This window comes from Streptomyces sp. AC558_RSS880 (assembly GCF_019049255.1).
In the GTDB taxonomy this organism is placed as follows: Bacteria; Actinomycetota; Actinomycetes; order Streptomycetales; family Streptomycetaceae; genus Streptomyces.
On the sequence record NZ_JAGMUJ010000084.1, the window covers coordinates 290,132 to 306,131 of the forward strand.

Consider the following 16,000-nt stretch of genomic DNA (forward strand, 5'->3'; position numbering starts at 1 on the left):
CACATCGTTCACGCGTCGTCTCCCGGCCGGCGGCACCGCCGCGCACCGTGAGCGGTTCGTCGGGAGACCGGCCGTCGTCTTCGAACCGCTCGGCCGGTGAGAACAGCGGTCCCCGTACAAGAGAGGAATGACGAACATGTCGTACTACCCGGAGCAGGTCTACTGGGGAGACAGCGGCGAGGTCAGCGCGCGGTACCGCCCGGTCGGCACCCCGGCCGACATCGGCGAGAGCGGCACCGGCGGGGACGCCCTCCACTACCTGGCGACCACGGCCACCACGCGGGGCGAGTTCGGCCTGTACCGGGTCGAGATGCGCCCGAAGGCGGGGGGTCCGAAGACCCACTTCCACAAGACCATCTCGGAGTCGTTCTACATCCTCGAGGGCACCGTCCGGCTCTTCGACGGCGAGCGGTGGGTCGACGCGGAGAAGGGTGACTTCCTGCACGTCCCGCAGGGCGGACTGCACGCCTTCCGCAACGACTCGGACGCCCCGGCCGACATGCTGCTGCTGTTCACGCCGGGTGCGCCGCGCGAGGAGTACTTCGAGCAGGTGTCGCAGCTGGCCCACGCCTCCGAGGAGGAACGCGCCCGGTTCTTCGACAGGCACGACTCGTACTTCGTGGAGTGACCGCGGCCCGCGGGGACGTCACGGGCGAGGGGCCCGTCCGGTCCCGGCTGATGCCGGGCCGACGAGGCCGAGGCCTGCACCGACCGCCTCGTCGAGCAGTGCCGGCGCATCCCGCTGAGCGCCAGGACAGCGGCGGCCGCCCCACCCACTGGATGGCGCCGGGTGTGCCGCACGACGGCTTCCCGCCGGACTCCCTGATGCGCAGCAAGGCCGTCGTCGGCGCGGTGTGAGCGCTGCGGACAGCCGTCCGGCCCCCGTCCCCTCCGGCAGCGGAGGGGACGGGGGCCGGACGTTTCCCGGGTGGGCGGGCGGCGGCTCAGCCGGTGGGCCGCGGGGTGCGCAGGTGGGACCGCCGCGCCAGTTCCCCCTCGTCGACCAGTTCGAGCATGGGCTTGCCCCGCGCGCACATCATGGTCACCACGAACCGGGTGCGCGCGTCGGTCAGCGCGTTGCCGTCCTGATAGGGGATGACGTCGCCGCAGGGCTCCCAGAACGTCCCGCCGGCCTCGACGACGCGCTCGGGCTGACCCTCGAGTTCGAAACGGACGGCGCCCTCGACGACGTAACCGAACGCCGGCCCGAGTGACGGTGGGGAGGGGTCCCGGAGTCGCCGGGCTCCCACTCGACCTCGATGGTCATCGCCGACGCGCCCTCCGGGACGGTGATCGGCGAGGCGTCCTGGATCATCCGGGCCGCCTTCATCCAGCTCGCCCGCTCGCCGTGCCCGTCGGCCCCGTGCACGTGTCCTGCGCGATTGCCCGACACTGTGCCACACCTTTCGTAGGTGTCCCGTGCCGGGGAGCGGGAACACCGCCCGCGCCCCACGACTGTTCCTCGGTGTTGACCGGGCGGGGTGCGCGTCTGTGACACGGGCGAGGGCGGAGCGGTGCGCGCGGGAGAGTCGTACAGATCACACTCTCTTAAATAGGAATCTGAGATGCCAATTAACTAGCATGCCGTTGCGCGCGATCCACGAAGCACATCAGTGCCGATCAAGGAGCCAGAAGATGCTCTCCACCCAGTCGATCCCGGTCGTCCGGGCCACGCTGCCCGCCGTCGGGGCCTCCCTCGGCAGCATCACCGAGCTGTTCTACCGCCGGATGTTCGAGGAGCGCCCGGATCTGCTGCGCAGCCTGTTCAACCGCGCGAACCAGGCCAACGGCGCCCAGCGCGAGGCCCTCGCCGGCGCCGTCGCGGCCTTCGCCACCACGCTGGTGGAGCGGCCCGGTGAACGTCCCGACGCCGTCCTCGGGCGCATCGCCCACAAGCACGCCTCGCTCGGCATCACGTCCGACCAGTACACGCTCGTGGGACGGCATCTGATGGGGGCCGTCGGCGAGGTCCTCGGGGACGCCGTGACCCCCGAGGTCGCGGCCGCCTGGGACGAGGTGTACTGGCTCATGGCCAACGCGCTGATCGCCATGGAGGCACGGCTGTACGCCGGCGCGGGGGTCGAGAACGGCGCCGTCTGGCAGGACATGGAGATCGCCGAACGCACCGAGGAGTCGGTCGACGCGGCCTCCTTCGAGCTGCGCCGCCCCGACGGCGACCCCACCGGGCCGTTCACCCCCGGCCAGTACGTCAGTGTCTGGGTCGAGCTCCCCGACGGGGCGAAGCAGATACGCCAGTACAGCCTCTCCACCGCCCCCGGCCGCAAGACCTGGCGGATCACCGTGAAGCGCGAGCGCTCCGCCGACGGCCGGGCCCCCGAGGGAGAGGTGTCCTCCTGGCTCCACGCCCACGCCCGCCCGGGCGACATCGTGAAGGTCTCCCTGCCCTTCGGCGACCTCGTGCTCCCCGAGGGCGACAGCCCGCTGCTGCTCGCCTCCGCCGGCATCGGCGTCACGCCCATGCTGTCGATGCTCGACCACCTGGCCGACACCTCGGCCGAGCGCCACGTCACCGTCCTGCACGCCGACCGCTCCCCCGCCCACCACGCGCACCGTCTGGAGATGGAGGAACTCGTCGGCCGGCTTCCGAACGCCGCGCTGCACGTGTGGTACGAGACGCCCGGGGAGCCGGTGGCGCCCCACGTCCACGAGGGCCTGGCCGACGTGACCCGGCTGTCGCTGCGGGAGGGCGTCAGCGCGTTCCTGTGCGGCCCGCTGCCCTTCATGCAGGCCGTCCGCGGTGACCTGCTCGCCCGGGGGATCGGCCCGAAGGACGTCCACTACGAGGTGTTCGGCCCCGACCTCTGGCTCAGCAAGTAGTACCGGACAGGAGGCGGACCGCCACTCGGGCGGTCCGCCTCTCGTCGTCACGTTCACGCGCTCCGTTTCACGCGCTCCGTCCTGCCGACCGCAACAGTGGCACTGACATGTTGCCGGACAAGCCGTGAACACCATGTCGCTCCTTCGTGGACCTTCGTGGAAGGGCACGTCATGGAGATCGCAGTCTTCGGCGGTACCGGCCTGATCGGGTCGAAGGTCGTCGAGAAGCTGAACGCCTCCGGTCACGAAGCGGTGCCGCACGCGCGGTCGACCGGGGTGGACGTGCTCACCGGTGAAGGGCTGGAGAAGGCGGTCGAGGGCGCCGAGGTGATCGTCGACCTGACGAACTCCCCACCTTCGACGAGGCCTCGCCCGCTTTCTTCCGGACCTCGATGGAGAAGCTCCTGGCCACCGGACCGGTCCCGTACTCCATCGTGCGTGCCACCCGGTTCATGGAGTTCGTGGACGCGATCCTGTCCTGGACCACCGAAGGGGACACCATCCGTCTGCCCGGCACCCCGTCGTCAGGGACGACGACGCGGGAATGTTCGGTGTCGTCCGCGGGAACGTCCTCACCGGCAAGGAGGACGCCCGTCTCGCCCCCACCCGTTACACCGACTGGACGGCCGCCCACCGGGGCACGCGCTGACCACACGGTCCCGGGCCGTTCCGTCCGCGCCACAACGGTGCCGATGCCGTCGGCGATATGATGTGGTGGGAAGGTTGAGGACGAGGGGAACACATGGTCTCTGGAACCCACGCGGCGCACAACATCGAGGTCACCGCTGAGAGCCTCCAGGAGGACCTGGCCCGCCTGGAGTTGCAGAAGCAGGCCCTGGAGAGAGAACTGGCCGCCGTCGTGGCACACCTGGGCTCCGTCCAGCGGGCCCTCGGCGCCCTCCAGGTCCTGATGCGCGAACCCGCCCCGGCGGCCCCGGCCCGAGCCGGCGCGGCGGAGCCGCGGCAGGCGCCGGCACCCAGGGCGGACGTGCCCTCCGTGGACGTCACGGCGAAGACCCCGGCGCAGGTCCGCCGCACCTCCGGTCCCTCCGCCGACGCGGACGGGCAGAAGAAGTACGGCCGGCTCACCGAGCAGATCCTCGACTACTTCGCCACGGTGGGAGACGTGGACGTACGGGCCCGCGACGTGGCGGCGGCCCTCGGCCGGGACACCGACAGCGGAACCATCAACGCGGTCCGCAGCACCCTCGACCGCCTCGTCGGCACGTCCCGCATCCGGCGCAGCGGCCGGGGCCTGTACCGGGCCAAGCGCCCCTGATGCCTCTCCCCGCGGTTCCGGGCGCAGCCTGACGAGGTTCAGGACAGGGGCCCGGAACCACCCTGTTCCGGGCGCTCTTCACGGGGATCGTGTCGCGGGGTCCCCGGAACGTTGTGGTCAACGTAGCAAAGCCTTTCTCCACAACATATGAGGGCAAGCGTCACAGTGTGTCGAGCACCTCGACCCGCCGGACCTCGTGCCGCTCGGGCGCTCGCACGGCGGGTTCACCGCCCGGTGGTACGCCCTCGAACACGCCGGGCGTGTCTCGGCCCTGGTGCTGTACGACACCTCGCCGGTGGCGGACGCCGCCTTCTGGTCGGCCGCGGTCGCCCGCATGGAGCGTTTCGTGCAGCGGCACATCGCCGGGCACCCCGAGACGGCCGGCTGCACGACCGCGCCGAACCGGGGCGGGGGGTCTCCCTTCGACGTCCGCGATCCGCTGTCCTCCCGCACCGCTCCCCCACTGGTGCCGGTCGGTGCGGACGACTTCGTCCGCGGGCCGCACCGGGCGCGGACGCTCCATGACGGCATCCCCGGCGCACGGTTGGTGATCCTCGATGAGGCGGACCACTTGGCGCGTCCGGGGCGCCCTGGGCGCCTAGGGCGCCCGGGGGGATTCCACGCCGCGGTGGCCGGGTTCCTGGTGCCCGGCGGGCGACCGGCGGTGCACTACGATGCCCCCGGTACCGCCCCGGCCGCCGGTGACTTCTCCGACTTCCGGACAGCAAAGGCAAGTTGAGCCGATCCGGAGCCGCGGGCGTCCTCCGATTCCCCCACCATCAAGAAAGATGCGGATGCGGATCAAAGACGTGAGTCTGGTGCTCGCCGGCTCCACCCTGATCGTCACTCTGGGGGCCTCTCCGGCCCTCGCGGACAGTTCCTCCCTGCCCGCCCCCGACCTCACCGCCGTGCGCACCGTGCACGACACGGCCCTCTCGCAGGGCGCTCCGGGAGCGCTCACCCGGATCGACGAGGGCTTCACCACCTATCGCGTCGCCACCGGGGAGGCCGACACCGGCGCCCACACGGCGATGGACACCGGCCGCCGGTTCCGCGTGGGCAGCGTCAGCAAGACCTTCACCGCGGTGGTGCTGCTGCAACTCGCCGCCGAGGGACGCGTCGACCTCGACGCCCCGGCCAACCACTACCTGCCCGAACCGCTGCCCGACGACCGCATCACCGTGCGGCACCTGCTCAGCCACCGCAGCGGCCTGTACGACTACACCAACGACATGTTCTACAACACCGTCCCGGGTTTCGAGGCGGTCCGGAACAAGGTCTTCAGCTACCAGGAGCTCATCGACCTGTCCACCGCGCGCCCCCTGAACAACACGCCGGGCGCCGCCTACAGTTACTCCAACACCAACTTCGTGGTGCTGGGGCAGATGATCGAGCACCTCACCGGCACCCCGGTCGCCACCCAGTACCAGCGGCGCATCTTCGCTCCCCTGCGGCTGCGGAACACCTCGTACGTCCATCCGCGGACGACCCTCTCCGGCTCCTACGCCCGCGGGTACCTCCGCCAGGACGACACCACGCTGCCGCTGGTCGACTCCACCGAGCAGACCGTCTCCTGGGCCCAGTCCGCGGGCGCGGTCATCTCCAATGGGAAGGACCTCAACCGCTTCTTCTCCGCGCTGCTGTCCGGCAGGCTCCTGCCCGCCGAGCAGCTGGAGGAGATGACCACCATGGTCCCGGTCACCGCGGACGGAAAGCAGTCCTACGGACTGGGCCTCAGGGCACGGAAGCTCTCCTGCGGCACCACCGTCTACGGCCACACCGGAACCGTCCAGGGCTACTACACCTACGCCTTCACCACCAGTGACGGCGCCCGCAGCATGACCTCCCTGGCGAACACCTCCAACAACGGAACCGTGAACGCCACCCTCGGCGCCACGCTGGACGCCTCCTTCTGCGGCTCCGGTACGGCCGCCGCCACGTCCAAGTTCAAGTCCACCGCCCCGCCCCGCGGTTACACCGAGGACATCGCTCCCCAGGTCACCCGCGACTGACCCGGCCGCCGGCACCCGCACCCGTGCCCCGGCCGGACAACCGTCCGGCCGGGGCACGGGCCCGTCTCAGCCCGCCGGCTGTTCCACGCGCGAACCGACGCGGGCGCGCACCGCCTCGACCGCCTCCCACTGCTCGGTGGACAGGACCGCCGGCGCGGCCGGGAAGACACCGTCCTGCTCCTTGAGGATGTGCCCGCGCAGCAGATCGAGCGCCCCCATCAGCCGGTCCGGTCAGGTGACGTCCCGCGGGGTGCCGGCCGCGGCCTCCTCCAGCACGGCCTCGATGCGACGGTGCTCCGCCTCGAGCGCGGCCGTCCGGTCGGTGTCGCCGGCGCGGTGGGCGTCCCGGACGTGGCCGATCAGATCCACCACCGCGTCGTGCTCGCGGGTGAGGTCGTCGATCGCCGTCAGGGACTGGCAGCCGCAGTATTCGCACATGGCGTGACGCCTCGGGGATGTGACGGTCAGTTCGGCCGGCCGGCGGGGACGCGAGCGGTGACCCCGCTGCGTACGCCGGTCGCGGTGTGGGCCAGGGCCGCCGCGGCCACCAGGGCCAGCAGTACCAGGCCCACGGCGTAGGAGCCGTACGCGCCGTACAGGGCGCCCATGACCAGCGGCGGCAGGAAGCCGCCGAGGCCGCCGGCCGCACCGACGACACCGGTGACCGAGCCGACCTTGTTCGCCGGGGCCAGCAGCGCCACGAGGGCGAAGACGGCGCCGCTTCCGGCGCCGAGCGCCGCGGCCAGGGAGAGGAACGCGACGGTGCCGACGGGTGCCAGGGCGGGGGTGAACGACTGGGCGAGCGCTCCGGCGACCACGAGGGCCAGCGAACCGGCGAGCACCCGTACCGGGCCGATACGGTCCGACAGCCAGCCGCCGACCGGCCGCATGGCCACGGCCAGCAGCACGAACCCCGCCATCCGGTTGGCCGCGTCCGCCTGGGTGAGGCCGTAACCGGTCTTCAGGTAGGTGGGCAGGTAGACCGAGAAGGCGACGTAGCCGCCGAAGGCCACCGCGTACAGGGCGGACGCCTGCCAGGTGATGCCCAGCCTGAAGGTCGCGGCCGGACGGGGCGCCGGCGGCCCGGCCGGCACGGTGCGCCCGGGGGCGTCGCGCAGCAGCAGGGCGGCGGCCACCGCGTACCCGGCCAGCGCCGCGGCGGTGATCAGGAACGGGTTGGCCATCCCGTACGCGTCGACCAGCTTGACCGTGGTGAGGGCGCTGATCGCGGTGCCGCCCATGCCGGCGCCGAAGACGCCGATGGCCAGGCCGCGGCGTTCGGGCGGGAACCACGCGCTGACGAACGGCACGCCGACGGCGAAGGAGGTGCCGCCGATGCCGAGGAAGAGGCCGCCGGCCAGCAGCGCGGCGAGCGAGGAGTGCCCGGCCAGGCCGAGGTAGAGCACGGGCACGATGGTGGCCGCCGAGACCAGCGGGAACATCACCCGTCCGCCGAACCGGTCGGTGAGCGCGCCGACCGGGACGCGGCCCAGGGAGCCCACCACGACGGGAACCGCCACCAGCAGCGACTGCTCGAACGACGACAGGCCCAAGGAGTCCTTCAGCCGGGGGGCGAGGGGGCTGAGCAGTGCCCAGGCCCAGAAGTTGAGGGCGAACCCGGTCGTGGCCAGGGCCAGCATCAGCCAGGCCCGGCCGGTCACGGCCGCACCGGGTTCCGGTGCTCGATTCGACTTGCTCGACGGCTGGAGCATGCCGCCCGTCCTCCCTGTTCGCGGTGCGGCCCGGATCAGTCGGCGCCGCGGGTACCAGGCTGTGTCCCGGCGTCCCGCAGTCACTGTCCGCAGCGGGAGGCGGTGGGCGAGTGGGCCGTCAGTCCTCATCGGCGGGGTCCGGCGGTCCCGGAATCGGGGTCCGAACGGCGGGCGGCACCGGAGGGACGGACGGACGCGCCGTGGCGCGCGGAGTGCCCTTCGCCTCGGGGCCGTAGCCGAAGCGGATCAGCACCTCCGGATCGGTCGGTGCCGGCCTCCCGCACGGGGCCGGGCCGGCACCCCGGCCGGCCGGTCCCGATCGGGTGGGCCGAAGGTCCCTCCCCGCGGCGGGCGGGCCGTCCGCCCTCACCCGGGAGGCGGTCGCCGGACCGGTGCGCGCGGGCGAGGACGGGGCTCCACGTCAGCAGGGACGAGGAGGCGGAGCCGTGGCCACGGCCACCTCCGCGCAGACGCGCACCGTCGTCGGGGAGTCGCTGCGCCGGATCGGCGGAGGGGGGACCCCGGGCCCGGTTCGCCCTGCACCTCACGGTCCGGGACGGCCTCGTCACCCGGCACCACGTCCACGAGGACAGCCCGGCGGTCGCCCGGGCGTTCGAGCCGCGGAACGGGTGAGGCGGCAGGGGCGCGCCGAGGGGCCCTGACCGGTGGACGGGGAACGGGCCGGAAGGAGGGGTGGGCGGGGCCGTTCGGCCCAAGGCCGCCCGTGCGGCCGGAACCTAGCGTTCTCGGCCATGGAGAACGATCAGAGCGCACCCCGGGAACAGGCCCTCGCCCCGCGGGGCTGGCCGCTGGCCGCGCGCAGGCTGCTGAACCGCCGTGAGGTCTCGTCCGACGGGCGCGCGGTGTTCGGTGAGGGCGACCCGAAGTGGGAGGGTTTCTACCGGGACCGCTGGTCCCACGACAAGGTGGTGCGCTCCACCCACGGCGTCAACTGCACCGGTTCCTGCTCCTGGATGGTGTACGTCAAGGACGGCATCATCACCTGGGAGCACCAGGCCACCGACTACCCGTCGATCGGCACCGACTGCCCCGAGTACGAGCCGCGCGGCTGCCCGCGCGGGGCGTCGTTCTCCTGGTACACCTACTCGCCCGGCCGGGTGCGTCACCCGTACGTCCGGGGCACGCTGCTCACGATGTGGCGCGAGGCGCGCCGCCGGCTCGGCGACCCGGTGGCCGCCTGGGCGGAGATCACCGGTGATCCGGCGAAGGCCCGCGCCTACAAGCGGGCCCGCGGCAAGGGCGGCCTGGTGCGCGCCGGCTGGGACGAGGTCACCGAACTGGTCGCCGCCGCCCATGTGCACACCATCAAGCAGTACGGCCCCGACCGGGTGGTCGGCTTCTCGCCGATCCCGGCGATGTCGATGGCCTCGTTCGCGGCCGGCTCCCGGTTCATGTCGCTGATCGGCGGCACCCTGCTGTCGTTCTACGACTGGTACGCCGACCTTCCGGTGGCGTCCCCGCAGGTGTTCGGTGACCAGACGGACGTGCCGGAGGCGGCGGACTGGTGGAACACCGGCTATCTGATCATGTGGGGCTCCAACATCCCCGTCACCCGCACGCCCGACGCCCACTTCCTGACCGAGACCCGCTACAACGGCACCAAGGTCGTCGCCGTCAGCCCCGACTACGCCGACAACGTCAAGCACGCCGACGAGTGGATGTCACCGCACCCGGGCACCGACGGCGCGCTGGCGATGGCGATGGGACATGTGATCCTGCGGGAGTTCCTGGTGGACCGCGAGGTGCCGTACTTCCGGGACTATCTGCGCAGGTTCACCGACGCGCCCTTCCTGGTGACGCTGCGGGAGCACGGTGCGGGCCTGGTGCCCGACGGCTTCCTGACCGCCGCCGACCTGGGGCGGCAGGACGAGAACGCGGACTCCAAGACCGTCCTGCTGGACTCGGCCACGGGCGAGCCCGTCGTCCCCAACGGCTCGCTCGGCTTCCGCTGGGCGAAGAGCGGGGCGGGCAGCTGGAACCTCGACCTCGGTGACGTCGTCCCCGAGCTGAGCCTGCTGGGGCGGGCACGGGAGACCGCCGCCGTGGCGTTGCCCCGCTTCGACGAGGGCCCCACCGAGGGCGGTTCGAGCATGCTGCGCGGAGTGCCGGTGCACCGCGTCGGCGGCCGCCTGGTCACCACCGTCTTCGACCTGATGCTGGCGCAGTACGGCGTCGGGCGCCCGGGGCTGCCCGGCGACTGGCCCTCCTCGTACGACGACGCCTCGCAGCCGTACACCCCGGCCTGGCAGGAGACGGTCACGTCCGTGCCGGCGGAGCAGGCGGCCCGGATCGCCCGGGAGTTCGCCCGCAACGCCGAGCGGACGCAGGGCCGTTCGATGATCGCGCTGGGGGCCGGCACCAACCACTGGTTCCACTCCGACACGATCTACCGGGCGTTCCTGGCACTGACCACGATGACCGGCTGCCAGGGCGTCAACGGCGGCGGCTGGGCGCACTACGTCGGGCAGGAGAAGGTCCGTCCCCTCACCGGTTTCCAGCACCTGGCGTTCGCCTTCGACTGGCAGCGGCCCACCCGGCACATGGCGGGCACCTCCTACTGGTACCTCAACTCCGACCAGTGGCGGTACGAGGCGTTCGGGGCGGACGAGCTGGCCTCCCCGCTGGGCAGGGGCAGACTCGCCGGCAAGACGTTCGCCGACTGCCTGGCGCAGGCGGTGCGGCTGGGCTGGACGCCGGGTCACCCCGGCTTCGACCGCAACCCTCTCGACCTGGCGGACGAGGCGGCGGCGCTGGGGCGTCCGGTCGCCGAGCACATCGTGGACGAACTGAAGGCGGGGCGGCTGCGGTTCGCCGCCGAGGACCCCGACGACCCGGCCAACTTCCCGCGCGTGCTGACCGTGTGGCGGGCGAACCTGCTGGGGTCGTCGGGCAAGGGCAACGAGTACTTCCTGCGGCACCTGCTGGGCACGGACGCCGCCGTCCGCTCCGAGGAGACCCCGCCGGAGGGACGCCCGCGTGAGGTGGTCTGGCACCGCGAGGCGCCCGAGGGCAAGCTCGACCTGCTGGTCACCATGGACTTCCGGATGACCTCCACCGGCCTGCTCTCCGACGTCGTCCTGCCGGCCGCGACCTGGTACGAGAAGGACGACCTGTCCAGCACGGACATGCACCCCTTCGTGCACGCCTTCACCCCCGCCATCGCCCCGCCCTGGCAGGCCCGCACCGACTACGACGGCTTCCTCGCCGTCGCCGACAAGTTCAGCGATCTGGCCGCCGAGCACCTGGGAACGCGTACCGACGTCCTGGCGGTGCCGCTGACGCACGACACCCCCGACGAACTCGCCCAGCCCGGCGGGGTGGTGCGGGACTGGAGGACCGGCGAGTGCGAACCCGTTCCCGGGAAGACCATGCCGAAGCTGGTCGTCATCGAACGGGACTACGCCACGATCGCGCAGAAGATGCGCGCCGTCGGCCCGCTGCTGGACACCCTGGGCACCACCACCAAGGGCGTCACCGTCCACCCCGACCGGGAGATCGAGGACCTGCGTCGGCGCAACGGGACCGTCCGGGACGGAATCGCCGCCGGCCGGCCGTCGCTGGCCACCGCCTCCGACATGTGCGAGGCGATCCTGGCCCTGTCCGGCACCACCAACGGCCGCCTGGCCACCGAGGGGTTCCGCGAGCTGGAGCGGCAGACCGGCAGCGCGGGACTGGTGGAACTCGCCGCCGAACGCGAGGCGGAACGGATCACCTTCGCCGACACCCGCACCCAGCCGCGCTCGGTGATGACCTCCTACGAGTGGTCGGGCTCGGAGACCGGCGGGCGCCGCTACTCCCCGTTCGTCATCAACACCGAACACTTCAAGCCCTGGCACACCCTCACCGGCCGCCAGCACTTCTTCGTCCAGCACGACTGGATGACCGAGCTCGGCGAGCAACTGCCCGTCTACCGGCCGCCGTTGAACACCCCGCGGCACTACGGCGACGAGCAGCTGCACGAGGACGGGCGGGCCGAGGTCACGGTCCGCTACCTGACCCCGCACTCGAAGTGGTCCATCCACTCCAACTACCAGGACAACAAGTACATGCTCGACCTGTCCCGCGGCGGTCCGGTCATCTGGATGTCGCTTCAGGACGCCGAGAGGATCGGCGTCAAGGACAACGAGTGGATCGAGGCGTACAACCGCAACGGCGTCGTCGCCTGCCGGGCCGTGGTCACCCATCGGATGCCCGAGGGGACCGTGTACATGTACCACGCCCAGGACCGCAACGTGAACGTGCCGAAGACCGAGGTCGGCGGCAGGCGCGGCGGCATGCACAACTCCCTGACCCGCCTGCTGCTCAAGCCCACCCATCTCGCCGGCGGCTACGCCCAGTTCACCTACGCCTTCAACTACTACGGACCGACCGGCAACCAGCGCGACGAGGTCACCGTCATCCGCCGCCGCTCCCAGGAGGTTGATTACTGATGAGGGTCATGGCCCAGATCGCGATGGTGATGAACCTCGACAAGTGCGTCGGGTGCCACACCTGCTCGGTCACCTGCAAGCAGACGTGGACCAACCGCACCGGCGTCGAGTACGCCTGGTTCAACAACGTCGAGACCAAGCCCGGTGTCGGCTACCCCCGCCGCTACGAGGACCAGCGGCAGTGGAAGGGCGGCTGGATGCTCGACAGGCGCGGACGCCTGGTGCTGCGCTCCGGGGGCCGGGTCAAGCGGCTGCTGTCGCTGTTCTCCAACCCCGACCTGCCGTCCCTGGAGGACTACTACGAGCCGGTCACCTACGACTACGACACCCTCATCAGCGCCCCCGCCGGGCCCGACATGCCGGTCGCCCGGCCCCGCTCGGTCCTCACCGGCGAACCCACCTCCATCACCTGGGGCGCCAACTGGGAGGACGGCCTCGGCGGGGCTCCCGAGAACGCCGGCGCCGACCCCAACCTGTCGGGCGCGTGGGCGGAGAAGGTCAGGTTCGAGTTCGAGCAGACCTTCCTCTTCCATCTCCCCCGGCTGTGCGAGCACTGCCTCAATCCGGCTTGTGTGTCGGCCTGTCCGTCCGGCGCGATGTACAAGCGGGTGGAGGACGGCATCGTCCTGGTCGACCAGGACGAGTGCCGCGGCTGGCGGATGTGCGTGACGGCGTGCCCGTACAAGAAGGTGTACGTCAACCACGCCACCGGCAAGGCCGAGAAGTGCACGTTCTGCTTCCCGCGCATCGAGGCCGGCCAGCCCACCGTCTGTTCCGAGACCTGCGTGGGCCGGCTGCGCTACCTCGGCCTGCTGCTGTACGACGCCGACCGGGTCGGCGAGGCGGCGGCCACCCCTGACGAGAAGGACCTGCTGGACGCCCAGCGCGGTGTCTTCCTCGACCCGCACGATCCCGAAGTCGCCGCCGCCGCACGGGAGTCGGGCATCCCCGAGGACTGGCTGGACGCCGCCCGCCGCTCCCCGGTGCACGCCCTGGTGTCGACGTACAAGGTGGCGCTGCCGCTGCACCCGGAGTACCGCACCCTGCCGATGGTCTGGTACGTGCCGCCGCTCTCCCCCGTCCTCGACGCCGTCGACGCGGCCGGCGGCGACCAGGACGACCCCGACCACGTGTTCGCCGCCGTCACCCGGCTGCGCATCCCGCTGGAGTACCTGGCGGAGCTGTTCACCGCCGGGGACACCGATGTGGTCGGCGGGGTCCTGATGAAGCTCACCGCGCTCCGCTCGTACATGCGTGAACGCACCCTCGGGGAGGAGGGCGACGAGACCGCGCTCAAGGCCGTCGGGCTGACCGCGCGGGAGGCCGAGGAGCTGCACCGGCTGCTCGCCGTCGCCAAGTACGCCGACCGTTATGTCGTTCCCGCCGCGCACAAGGAGGACGCCGCCGCGCCGACCGCCATGGAGAACCGCTGCCCCGTCGAGTCCTCCGGCGACCCGGAGCCCTCCGACGGCCGCCGCGTGATGCTCGGCATTCCCACCCTGCGTCGCCGCTCCTCCGGGACTCCCGCAGGAGGCCGGCCGTGAGCCCGTTGCCGTCCACCGTGCCGGGGATCGTCCGCACCAGGGTCCGGGCGGCCCTGCGCCGCCCGGACCGCACCCCCCGCACCACCCCGCTCACCCCCGAGGAGACGGAGCGACGGGCGCTGCTGCTGCGGCTGATGTCGCTGCTGCTCCAGTACCCGGACGCCGATCTCGCCGCCGCCCGGCCGGTGCTCACCGCGAGCGTCGAGGCGTTGCCGCCCTCGCCCGCCGCCGAGCACCTGGCCGAGTTCACCGTCTGGTTCGCCGGACAGGAGACCGACGCCCTGGAGCGGCACTACGTCGAGAGGTTCGACCTGTGCCGCAGGAGCGGCCTCCACCTCACCTACTACCTGCACGGCGACACCCGCCGCCGCGGCATGGCCCTGCTCACCCTCGCCCAGCGGTACCGCGCGGCCGGCTGGGACACCGACGGCGGTGAACTCCCCGACCACCTCCCCGTCGTCCTCGAGTTCGCCGCCCTGGCCGGTCCCGGCCGGGGCGAGGCCCCGCTGCGGCAGCACCGGCGCGGCATCGAACTGATCCACCGCGCCCTGGCCGACGCGGGCTCCCCCTACCGGCACGTCCTCGCGGCGCTGATCGCGCTGCTGCCGCCGCCGACCGGGGCCGATCTGCGGGCGGTGGCCGAGCTGGCCGCCGAGGGCCCGCCGAACGAGGACGTCGGCCTCGACCCGTACGGGACGTACGGGGCCGGTGAGTTCGCGCCGCCGGGCGCGTTCGTCCCGCCCGATCAGGCTCCGCCCGCCCTCGTGCCGCCGTCCGCCGCACACCGTCAGGAAGACCGCTGATGAACACCTCCGCAGCCGACCTCCTCCTCTGGGTCGCCGTCCCCTACGTCTGCCTCACGGTGTTCGCCGTCGGGCACGTCTGGCGCTACCGCCAGGACCAGTTCGGCTGGACCTCGCGCACCAGTCAGCTCCTGGAGCACCGGTGGCTGCGCTGGGGCAGCCCGCTGTTCCACCTCGGCGCGTTCATGGTGATCGCCGGGCATGCCGTCGGCCTCGCGGTGCCGGCTTCCTGGACGGAGGCGGTGGGCGTCGACGAGCACACCTACCACACCACCGCCGTGTGGGCGGGTTCGGTCGCCGGGGTCGCCATGGTCGCCGGCCTCGGCATGCTGTGCGCCCGCCGGCTGCTGAGCCGGCGGGTCCGGCTCGGCACCGACCGCAGCGACAAGGTCCTCTTCCCGCTGCTGTCGGCCACCGTGCTGCTCGGCATCACCGCCACCGCCGCCCACAACGTCTTCGGCGCCGGTTACGACTACCGCTCCACCGTCTCGGTGTGGTTCCGCGGGCTGTTCGCCCTCTCCCCCGAGCCGGGGGCGATCGCCGGGGCCCCGCTGCTGTTCCGGCTCCACGCCCTCACCGCCTGTCTGCTCTTCGCCGCCTGGCCGTTCACCCGGCTCGTCCACGTGTGGAGCGCGCCGGTCGGCTACCTCGTACGCCCCTACGTGGTCTACCGGCGGCGCGCGGCCGCGGGGGCGCCTCGGCGGCGGGGCGCCGGCACCGCGCCGGGCGGGCGGCGGGCCGTATGAGCGGGCCGGCCGGCCCGGCGACGGCACCGGGCAGGCGTATCGGCCGGCTCATGACGCTGACCGGGGCCGTCGGCCGGCTCGCCTCCCTGCGCCTCGCGATCGACGACCGGCGTCTGCTCAAGGACCCCGACTACGTACCGTCGTGCGACGTCAGCCCGGTGGTGGGCTGTGGCAGCGCCATGGCGAGCCCGCAGGGGAATCTGCTGGGCTTCCCCAACATGCTGATCGGCCTGGGCGCCTTCGCCGCGGTGGCCGCCCTCGGCGTGGGCGTGCTGACGGGGGCGCGGCTCCACCGGGCACTGTGGCTGACGCTGAACGGCGGGGCGTCGGCGGCGGTGGGGTTCGTCCACTGGCTGATCCGGCAGTCGCTGTACGAACTCGACCGCCTCTGCCCGTACTGCGCCGTCGTCTGGGTCGTGACCGTCGCCCTGTTCTGGTACGTGACCCTGCGCGACTGCGCGCACGGCGTCCTTCCCGTGCCCCGGCGCGGGCGCGCCGCCCTGAACCTGGTCCTGGAGAGCCACTGGCTGCTGCCGGCCGGCTGGTACGGCGTGGTCGTGCTGCTCGTCCTGACCCGTTTCCGGACGTACTGGAGCGGCCTGCCGTAGCCGGATC

Annotated in this window: 11 protein-coding genes and 5 pseudogenes; 13 read left to right on the plus strand and 3 right to left on the minus strand. The window is 72.3% G+C overall.

All coding sequences use genetic code 11. The annotated features are described in order from the left end of the window. Positions 1-136: 136 nt before the first annotated feature. Positions 137-628, plus strand: coding sequence for a cupin domain-containing protein (locus tag KUM38_RS26075; protein WP_217132802.1), 492 nt, complete (start codon positions 137-139; stop codon positions 626-628). Positions 629-726: 98 nt separating this feature from the next. Further along, positions 727-858: a hypothetical protein gene (locus KUM38_RS43015; protein ID WP_302181272.1), complete on the plus strand. Its 132-nt coding sequence runs from the start codon at positions 727-729 to the stop codon at positions 856-858. A gap of 86 nt (positions 859-944) precedes the next feature. On the opposite strand, the pseudogene KUM38_RS26080 reads toward KUM38_RS43015, so the two are convergent. Next, positions 945-1,330: pseudogene (locus KUM38_RS26080) on the minus strand (cupin domain-containing protein). 305 nt (positions 1,331-1,635) lie between these two features. On the opposite strand from KUM38_RS26080, the gene KUM38_RS26085 reads away from it, so the two are divergent. From KUM38_RS26085 to KUM38_RS26105, 5 genes and pseudogenes are all read left to right on the plus strand, one after another. Then, on the plus strand, positions 1,636-2,838 hold the full coding sequence (locus tag KUM38_RS26085; RefSeq protein WP_217132372.1) for a globin domain-containing protein: 1,203 nt from the start codon (positions 1,636-1,638) through the stop codon (positions 2,836-2,838). Positions 2,839-3,009: 171 nt separating this feature from the next. Beyond that, positions 3,010-3,487: pseudogene (locus tag KUM38_RS26090) on the plus strand (SDR family oxidoreductase). A gap of 93 nt (positions 3,488-3,580) precedes the next feature. Beyond that, the gene (locus KUM38_RS26095; RefSeq protein ID WP_217132374.1) at positions 3,581-4,117 is read left to right on the plus strand and encodes a hypothetical protein; all 537 of its coding nucleotides are present in this window, start codon (positions 3,581-3,583) and stop codon (positions 4,115-4,117) included. Positions 4,118-4,298: 181 nt separating this feature from the next. Continuing rightward, positions 4,299-4,856, plus strand: a pseudogene (locus tag KUM38_RS26100) (alpha/beta fold hydrolase); the annotation flags it as partial. A 55-nt stretch (positions 4,857-4,911) separates the two neighbouring features. Then, positions 4,912-6,129 (plus strand): serine hydrolase, encoded by a 1,218-nt coding sequence (locus KUM38_RS26105; RefSeq protein ID WP_217132378.1) that lies wholly within the window; start codon positions 4,912-4,914, stop codon positions 6,127-6,129. A gap of 66 nt (positions 6,130-6,195) precedes the next feature. Here KUM38_RS26105 and KUM38_RS43685 read toward each other — a convergent pair. Continuing rightward, positions 6,196-6,567: pseudogene (locus KUM38_RS43685) on the minus strand (hemerythrin domain-containing protein). Positions 6,568-6,593: 26 nt separating this feature from the next. Continuing rightward, positions 6,594-7,841 carry an MFS transporter gene (locus tag KUM38_RS26115; protein WP_217132380.1) on the minus strand — a complete coding sequence of 416 codons (1,248 nt, stop codon included), beginning with the start codon at positions 7,839-7,841 and terminating at the stop codon, positions 6,594-6,596. Between the two features lie 522 nt (positions 7,842-8,363). Between KUM38_RS26115 and KUM38_RS42180 the strand changes: the two are divergent. The 6 genes and pseudogenes from KUM38_RS42180 to KUM38_RS26140 all read left to right on the plus strand — a co-directional run. Then, positions 8,364-8,474: pseudogene (locus KUM38_RS42180) on the plus strand (ketosteroid isomerase); the annotation flags it as partial. A 119-nt stretch (positions 8,475-8,593) separates the two neighbouring features. Next, positions 8,594-12,292, plus strand: coding sequence for a nitrate reductase subunit alpha (locus KUM38_RS26120; RefSeq protein ID WP_217132383.1), 3,699 nt, complete (start codon positions 8,594-8,596; stop codon positions 12,290-12,292). Next, a complete protein-coding gene (gene narH, locus KUM38_RS26125) occupies positions 12,292-13,836 on the plus strand; it encodes a nitrate reductase subunit beta (protein WP_217132384.1) in 1,545 nt (514 codons plus the stop codon). Before KUM38_RS26120 ends, narH begins: the two co-directional genes overlap by 1 nt. Next, positions 13,833-14,639 carry a nitrate reductase molybdenum cofactor assembly chaperone gene (gene narJ, locus KUM38_RS26130; RefSeq protein WP_217132386.1) on the plus strand — a complete coding sequence of 269 codons (807 nt, stop codon included), beginning with the start codon at positions 13,833-13,835 and terminating at the stop codon, positions 14,637-14,639. Before narH ends, narJ begins: the two co-directional genes overlap by 4 nt. Further along, positions 14,639-15,385 (plus strand): respiratory nitrate reductase subunit gamma, encoded by a 747-nt coding sequence (gene narI, locus KUM38_RS26135; RefSeq protein ID WP_217132388.1) that lies wholly within the window; start codon positions 14,639-14,641, stop codon positions 15,383-15,385. The genes narJ and narI overlap by 1 nt, the downstream gene beginning before the upstream one ends. 50 nt (positions 15,386-15,435) lie before the next feature. Continuing rightward, the gene (locus KUM38_RS26140; RefSeq protein WP_217132390.1) at positions 15,436-15,993 is read left to right on the plus strand and encodes a vitamin K epoxide reductase family protein; all 558 of its coding nucleotides are present in this window, start codon (positions 15,436-15,438) and stop codon (positions 15,991-15,993) included. The last annotated feature ends 7 nt before the right edge of the window (positions 15,994-16,000 follow it).

Bases quoted from the DNA above. Each gene is read 5' to 3' on its own strand.
- KUM38_RS26095 (WP_217132374.1), top strand. From the start codon at position 3,581: ATGGTCTCTGGAACCCACGCGGCGCACAACATCGAGGTCACCGCTGAG.
- narH (WP_217132384.1), top strand. From the start codon at position 12,292: ATGAGGGTCATGGCCCAGATCGCGATGGTGATGAACCTCGACAAGTGC.
- KUM38_RS26085 (WP_217132372.1), top strand. From the start codon at position 1,636: ATGCTCTCCACCCAGTCGATCCCGGTCGTCCGGGCCACGCTGCCCGCC.
- KUM38_RS26105 (WP_217132378.1), top strand. From the start codon at position 4,912: ATGCGGATCAAAGACGTGAGTCTGGTGCTCGCCGGCTCCACCCTGATC.
- KUM38_RS26115 (WP_217132380.1), bottom strand. From the start codon at position 7,841: ATGCTCCAGCCGTCGAGCAAGTCGAATCGAGCACCGGAACCCGGTGCG.
- KUM38_RS26120 (WP_217132383.1), top strand. From the start codon at position 8,594: ATGGAGAACGATCAGAGCGCACCCCGGGAACAGGCCCTCGCCCCGCGG.
- KUM38_RS26075 (WP_217132802.1), top strand. From the start codon at position 137: ATGTCGTACTACCCGGAGCAGGTCTACTGGGGAGACAGCGGCGAGGTC.
- narI (WP_217132388.1), top strand. From the start codon at position 14,639: ATGAACACCTCCGCAGCCGACCTCCTCCTCTGGGTCGCCGTCCCCTAC.
- KUM38_RS26140 (WP_217132390.1), top strand. From the start codon at position 15,436: ATGACGCTGACCGGGGCCGTCGGCCGGCTCGCCTCCCTGCGCCTCGCG.